This window comes from Pedobacter sp. BG31 (assembly GCF_042464845.1).
GTDB classification, from domain to species: domain Bacteria; phylum Bacteroidota; class Bacteroidia; order Sphingobacteriales; family Sphingobacteriaceae; genus Pedobacter; species Pedobacter suwonensis.
Genome location: NZ_JBHNZK010000028.1, coordinates 44,325 through 50,873, shown reverse-complemented (window position 1 = coordinate 50,873; position 6,549 = coordinate 44,325). Strand labels below are relative to the sequence as shown.

The 6,549-nt window shown below is 40.2% G+C and carries 4 protein-coding genes; all 4 read right to left on the bottom strand.

Going from position 1 to position 6,549, the window contains the following annotated elements; translation table 11 throughout:
* Positions 1-170 precede the first annotated feature (170 nt).
* The 4 genes from ACFE6N_RS22120 to rsgA all read right to left on the bottom strand — a co-directional run bounded on the left by ACFE6N_RS22120 (position 171) and on the right by rsgA (position 6,361).
* Complete coding sequence (locus ACFE6N_RS22120; RefSeq protein WP_378940031.1) at positions 171-3,647, bottom strand: preprotein translocase subunit SecA; 3,477 nt, start codon at positions 3,645-3,647, stop codon at positions 171-173.
* 136 nt (positions 3,648-3,783) lie between these two features.
* Entirely contained in the window at positions 3,784-4,083 is a 300-nt protein-coding gene (locus tag ACFE6N_RS22115) for a hypothetical protein (protein WP_090984289.1), read from the bottom strand.
* 201 nt (positions 4,084-4,284) lie between these two features.
* On the bottom strand, positions 4,285-5,238 hold the full coding sequence (locus tag ACFE6N_RS22110; RefSeq protein WP_378940030.1) for a Smr/MutS family protein: 954 nt from the start codon (positions 5,236-5,238) through the stop codon (positions 4,285-4,287).
* 202 nt (positions 5,239-5,440) lie between these two features.
* A complete protein-coding gene (rsgA, locus tag ACFE6N_RS22105) occupies positions 5,441-6,361 on the bottom strand; it encodes a ribosome small subunit-dependent GTPase A (RefSeq protein ID WP_090984293.1) in 921 nt (306 codons plus the stop codon).
* Positions 6,362-6,549 lie beyond the last annotated feature (188 nt).

Here is a 6,549-nt window from a genome sequence, read left to right as displayed (position 1 = left end):
CGCCGACTTCCTTCAGATTCGCAGTCACCCACGACACCCTTGTCTTTAGCTAACACTTCCTACTGCTAAGCGTGTTCGGGACTTTAACCCTATAGTCGATTGCCATGCCCGGCGCACCAAAAAAAGGCCTCAACAAATGTTGAGGCCTTGTAAAGCACTGTATATCTTAATTATAAATTAGCGCCATGGCAGTTTTTATACTTTTTACCACTACCACATGGGCAAGGTTCATTTCTGCCAATAGTTGCTTCTTTACGGATTGGCTGCTGTGGAATCGCTTCACGTGTATCGCCAAACTCGATTCCTGGCTCTTCTCTTCCAAACTCCTGTTTAGTAGTTTGCAGTTTCGGCTGCTTAACCGGAGCTGGTGCTTCTCTTACCTGATCTGGTTCTTGTTGCACCGGGATACCGCCTTTATATAAGAAACTCACTACTTCTTTATTCACCGCGTTAAGCATGTTTTTAAATAAGTTGAAGGCTTCCATTTTATAAATTACCAATGGATCTTTCTGCTCGTAAACTGCATTTTGTACCGACTGTTTCAAATCGTCCATTTCACGTAAGTGTTCTTTCCAGCTATCATCAATTAAAGCAAGAACAATGGTTTTTTCGAATGAACGAACCACCTCTTTTCCTTTATTCTCAATCGCTTTCTTTAAATCAACAGCTACCTGAATGCCACGGATACCGTCTGTAAACGGCACTACAATTTGCTCGATATGCTCTCCGCGCTCTTCGTACACCTGGGTTAATACTGGTAACGATTGCTGAATAATGGCTTCAGATTTACGTGCATAAAACGACTCGGCTTCTTCAAATAACCTTTCAGTTAACTGAGGGATACTGGTTGAAGAGAATTCTTTTTCAGTAATCTCTGTATCTAAAGAGAAGTTTTTGATTACTTCAAGCTTAAACCCGTCGTAATTTGCTTCTTGTTTATATTCGCTCACGATGTCTTCCGCAACATCGAAAACCATATTGTTCATGTCCACGTCTAAACGTTCGCCAAATAATGCATTTTTACGTTTAGCATAAATCACGGTACGTTGCGAGTTCATCACATCATCGTACTCCAATAAACGTTTACGGATACCAAAGTTGTTTTCTTCTACTTTTTTCTGCGCACGCTCAATAGATTTGGTAATCATAGAGTGCTGGATCACCTCACCATCTTCAATACCCATACGCACCATGATACTAGAGATACGCTCTGAACCAAATAAACGCATTAAGTTATCTTCTAATGAAACGAAGAACTGTGAAGAACCCGGATCGCCCTGACGACCTGCACGACCACGTAACTGCCTGTCTACACGACGAGATTCGTGACGCTCAGTACCTACAATGGCTAAACCTCCTGCTTCTTTAACGCCTGGACCCAATTTGATATCGGTACCACGACCAGCCATGTTGGTTGCAATGGTTACGGTGCCTGCCTGACCAGCTTCGGCAACGATATCGGCCTCTTTCTGGTGCATTTTAGCGTTCAATACGTTATGTTTGATGCCGCGGAGTTTAAGCATACGGCTTAATAACTCAGAAATCTCTACAGAAGTGGTACCCACCAATACCGGACGACCAGCTTTTGGTTCTAACTGCCCTGTTTGAGGGTTAACTGCAGGAATTAACGCCCCTTTGGCATCCAATTTAGGTACAGCTCTGCCTGTTTGATCGTATTTAACAACCGGTTTACCATCTTTCTGTTTTATATTACCTTCTTTATCTGTCTCATATTCTGTCTCATAATGAGAATAAGGGAAAACCAGGTATTGTATCTCTGCTGCAACAGCATTATATTTTTCACGAACAGTGCGATAAACATAATCCTGCTCATCAATCCTCGAAATATTTCTGTTGGTCGGGATTTCTACCACATCTAATTTATAGATCGACCAAAACTCACCCGCTTCTGTTGTTGCAGTACCCGTCATACCGCAAAGTTTGTGGTACATACGGAAATAGTTCTGTAAAGTTACAGTTGCATAAGTTTGGGTAGCATCTTCAACCTTAACATTTTCTTTAGCCTCAATGGCCTGGTGCAAACCATCGGAGTAACGGCGGCCATCCATGATACGGCCTGTCTGCTCGTCAACAATTTTAATTTTTCCTTCATCGATGATGTATTCCACATCAATTTCGAATAAAGTATATGCTTTTAACAACTGGTTAACCGAGTGGATACGTTCTGCTTTAACAGAATAATCGCGCATTAAAGCATCTTTCTGCATCACCTTTTCTTCTAAAGGAAGGTCAGATTTTTCGAGCTCTGCAATTTCGGTACCGACATCCGGCAATACAAAGAAATGAGGATCCTCACCTGATTGGGTGATTAGTTCGATACCTTTTTCAGTTAATTCAACCTGGTTATTCTTCTCATCAATATAGAAATACAATTCAGAATCTACCTTTGGCATATTCTTAGATTGATCTGCCATGTAGTGGTTTTCGGTTTTTAACAACAAACCACGAATACCGGTTTCACTTAAAAATTTAATTAAAGCTTTGTTTTTAGGTAAACCGCGGTACGCACGCAATAAGGCTAAACCACCTTCGCCCTCTTCAGTTCCACTGTTGCCTGCATTAATTAATTTTTTGGCTTCGTTTAATGCTTGTGTTACATAGGCTTTTTGTGCATTAACCAAACGCTCAATGCGTGGTTTCAACTCATAAAACTCATGTTCATCTCCGCGTGGAATCGGACCAGAGATAATCAAAGGTGTACGGGCATCATCAATTAAAACCGAATCGACCTCATCCACCATCGCAAAGTGCAGCTTGCGCTGTACCAATTGGTCTGGCGTTTGCGACATATTGTCACGCAGGTAGTCAAAACCAAATTCATTATTGGTTCCATAGGTAATGTCTGCGGCATAAGCCTTTCTTCTTGCTTCAGAGTTTGGCTCATGTTTATCAATGCAATCAACCGTTAAACCGTGAAATTCGAATAAAGGGCCGTTCCATTCGCTATCCCTGCGGGCCAGGTAATCATTCACCGTTACGATGTGTACACCTTGTCCGGCCAATGCATTTAAGTAAGCTGGTAATGTACTTACCAGGGTTTTACCTTCACCTGTAGCCATTTCGGCAATTTTACCGCTATGCAATACAATACCACCAATTAACTGTACATCGTAATGTACCATGTTCCAGGCTACCTCTGTTCCGGCAGCATCCCATTTATTGGCCCATTGTGCTTTATCACCAACAATTTTTACGTTGTTTTTTCTTGCAGCATAATCTCGATCAAACTGGGTTGCGGTAACTTCCAGATAATCGTTTTCGCTTAAACGACGTGAAGTTTCCTTAATCACCGCAAAAGCTTCCGGAAGGATTTCCAAAAGTACTTTTTCCAACTCCGTATCGCGGTCTTTACCCAAAGCATCAACCTGATCATAAATTGCTGTTTTTTGGTGAAGATCTAATTCTTCACTTTCTGCCTCAGCTTTTAGTGCCGAAATTTTCTCATCTATATCGGCTAAAAAAGCTGAAATTCTTTCTTTAAACTCAATGGTTTTGCCACGTAACTCATCGTTGCTTAAGGCAGGTAGTTTACTGTAGTGTTCGTTAATTTTAACAACCAATGGCTGTATAGCCTTTATATCTCTTTCTGATTTACTTCCGAAAATCTTCGCTAAAAATCCTAACATTATATTTTAAATCGTATTTTATTATTGAAAAATGGGTATGTTACAACAACCAAGCCATTGTCAGCATTAAGTCAGTCTGGCAGTTGTCGGTGTAATGGGGTTTAAATCTTAAAAAGATTTTTAGATAGAAAGAAAACTATGGACTGTTGTTTTTTGGTTTTTTCCTGATGGTTAAATCAGCAATTACCTGGTCTGCACTTACATATTTAGCTACTTTTAACGGCGCTTGCGTTCCGATTAAGGCTAACTTGGTGTACGATAACAGATAAGGATTACGGTCTTCATTGAGCTGAACCGAAGCTTTACCACTTGCATTAACACAAATATTATGCTCATTGCAATATTCGTTTAATATCCTTAGCCCTTCAACACGTTCGGCTTTTGCCAAATGTGTTAAGCTAAAAAATACAAGCGATATGGTAACAAAGTGTTTCATTAATTGCGGCAAAGCTAGTTTTAATCTTTTATAAAAAGAAATTACAGCTTAGCAAAAAGTGTACCTCAATCTCACTGCCATTCTGAACACACTTAAGAATAAATGTATAGCCTGAAACTACTACACTAAAATCATTGCCTAAATTAGTGATACTGCCACCACATAAAGATCCTTCATTGCATTCAGGATGACAACTGAAAATTATTTAAACACCACTTCAGTAGCACCATAACCAAACTTTTCTTTTCTGGCATCCATATAGGTTTTTACATGGGGATTTCTGCTGATCAGTTTATGGATTTTATCCCTTAAGGTACCATTCCCCGTACCATGGATAAAAACAATCTTATCAAAGTGATGCACAACTGCAGCATCCATAGCGGTTTGAAAATGGCTGATCTGTAGCTGCAACATTTCATCTGCTTCTAAAAAATGATGATCATCTCTTAGTTTTTCAATGTGCAGATCAATCTCTTTTTGTGGCGCTTCTACCATTCTTTTCTCTTCTGATGATTTAAAGAAACTTTCCTTTAATTTCTGTGGATCAATGGTTACCGGAACAAGATCATCTAAACGGATTAACCAACCCTTATTCTTCAATTGGGGCAATTCCTTGTGTTCGGTACTAAAATCTTTTGCCCTAAACTTTTTACGGACCACCAATGGATCGATGGGTTTCACATCGGCTTTACTAAATACCACCATCTGAAAATTAAACTCAGGCCAAAGATCAAGTTCAGCCAATGATGCAGAATAAACCAACGCGGAACCGTAAGATTCAATTGCCCCATGAAAAACACCTGCATATTTCCCTTTTCGATCGGTAATTAAACCTACCAATAAAATGTTCGGAGAATGGTTTTGGAGATGAAAATGTACTACATTACCCGCTTTATCATCGGTAGCAACGGCTACATAAATGCCATTTTCGATTTTGTTAACACCGGGAACATTCACCTGGATAGGTTTGGGCGCGTCCGGTTCTACAGCAACCACCCCGTGACCATGCACGGAGGTTAAATTGCTCACCGCAACAGGTATCTCAAAGCCATCTTCATCGGTAACGCCCAAAGTCTGCGCATCAATAATTCTGGTTACATAACCTTCACGTTTTTCATCAACAAAACGCACAAAATCTCCTAGTTTAAATTTCATTTCTATTATTTTTTAACCACAAAGTACACAAAGATTTTTAAGCAGTTTGTGTTAAAATGTCGTTCATGAAGCTATTTACTCCTTTAGTCTTTCAGCTTTTTGGCAGAAGTCTTCAATTTAATTCGCTGGTGCTATCAAGAAATGTACCATCACACATCACATCTTCGGACTCCGGACTTCCGACTTCCGACTTCTGACTAAACTAATGCCGCGTATCGTTTCCGTGGTAAATGCTCAGGTAACTTTCATATCTGGAAACTGCAATTTCACCTTCGTTTACGGCTTCGATAACCGCACAGCCCGGCTCGTTAATATGCCTGCAGTTATTAAATCGGCAATTGTGCGAGGTTTCAAAGATTTCCCTGAAAAAATGCCCCAGTTCTTCTTTTTCGATATCGATTACACCCAATTCCCTGATGCCTGGAGAATCTACAATAAAACCGCCTTGTGGCAGTTCGAACATTTCGGCAAAAGTAGTGGTGTGCTGCCCCTTATCGCTCCAGTCAGAAACCTCCCCTGTTCTTAGATCACGATCTGGCATTAAAGCATTGATCAAGCTAGACTTTCCTACACCTGAATGTCCGGATATCAAAGTAATTTTATCCGTAATCAATTCCTGTATTACCGGGATATTAATACCTTTTAAAGCGGACACTTCATAACAGGCATAGCCGATATTTTCATAGATATCTTTAAACTCCTGCAGAATTTCCAAACCCTCTTTACTAAACAGATCGAGTTTATTAAACACCAATACCGCCGGCACATCATAAGCTTCAGCCGTAACTAAAAAACGATCGATAAAACCCAAAGAGGTACGGGGCGAAGCTAAGGTAACCACCAACATGGCCATATCTAAATTGGCGGCCAATATCTGGGCCTGCTTGCTCAGGTTGATCGATTTGCGGATGATGTAGTTTTTACGGGGCAACATCTCGTTGATCAAACCCTGGCTGCTATCTTTTTCCAGATCAAATTTCACCCTGTCGCCAACCGCAATCGGGTTGGTGGTTTTAAGTCCTTTAATCCTGAATTTGCCTATAATCCTGCAATCATAGCGTTCGCCATTATCGGCCAGAACACTATACCAGCTCCCTGTAGATTTAATAACTAATCCCTGCATATCTGCGGTAAAGGTATGAATATGATTTCATTGGTAGAAGTAGCCGGTACCGATAATGTTTGTATGTTAACAACGGAGAATAAAAAAGAATACAGACATTTCGGCTATATATTTCCTTATCCATTAAATATCTTACATAAATCCAACGCTTTAAAAGGCAAAAAACCTAAATTTGCGACAACAAAATC

What these genes read in the sequence shown, in the direction of transcription:
- ACFE6N_RS22115 (WP_090984289.1), bottom strand. Translation starts at nt 4,083, where the DNA reads ATGAAACACTTTGTTACCATATCGCTTGTATTTTTTAGCTTAACACAT.
- rsgA (WP_090984293.1), bottom strand. Translation starts at nt 6,361, where the DNA reads ATGCAGGGATTAGTTATTAAATCTACAGGGAGCTGGTATAGTGTTCTG.
- ACFE6N_RS22110 (WP_378940030.1), bottom strand. Translation starts at nt 5,238, where the DNA reads ATGAAATTTAAACTAGGAGATTTTGTGCGTTTTGTTGATGAAAAACGT.
- ACFE6N_RS22120 (WP_378940031.1), bottom strand. Translation starts at nt 3,647, where the DNA reads ATGTTAGGATTTTTAGCGAAGATTTTCGGAAGTAAATCAGAAAGAGAT.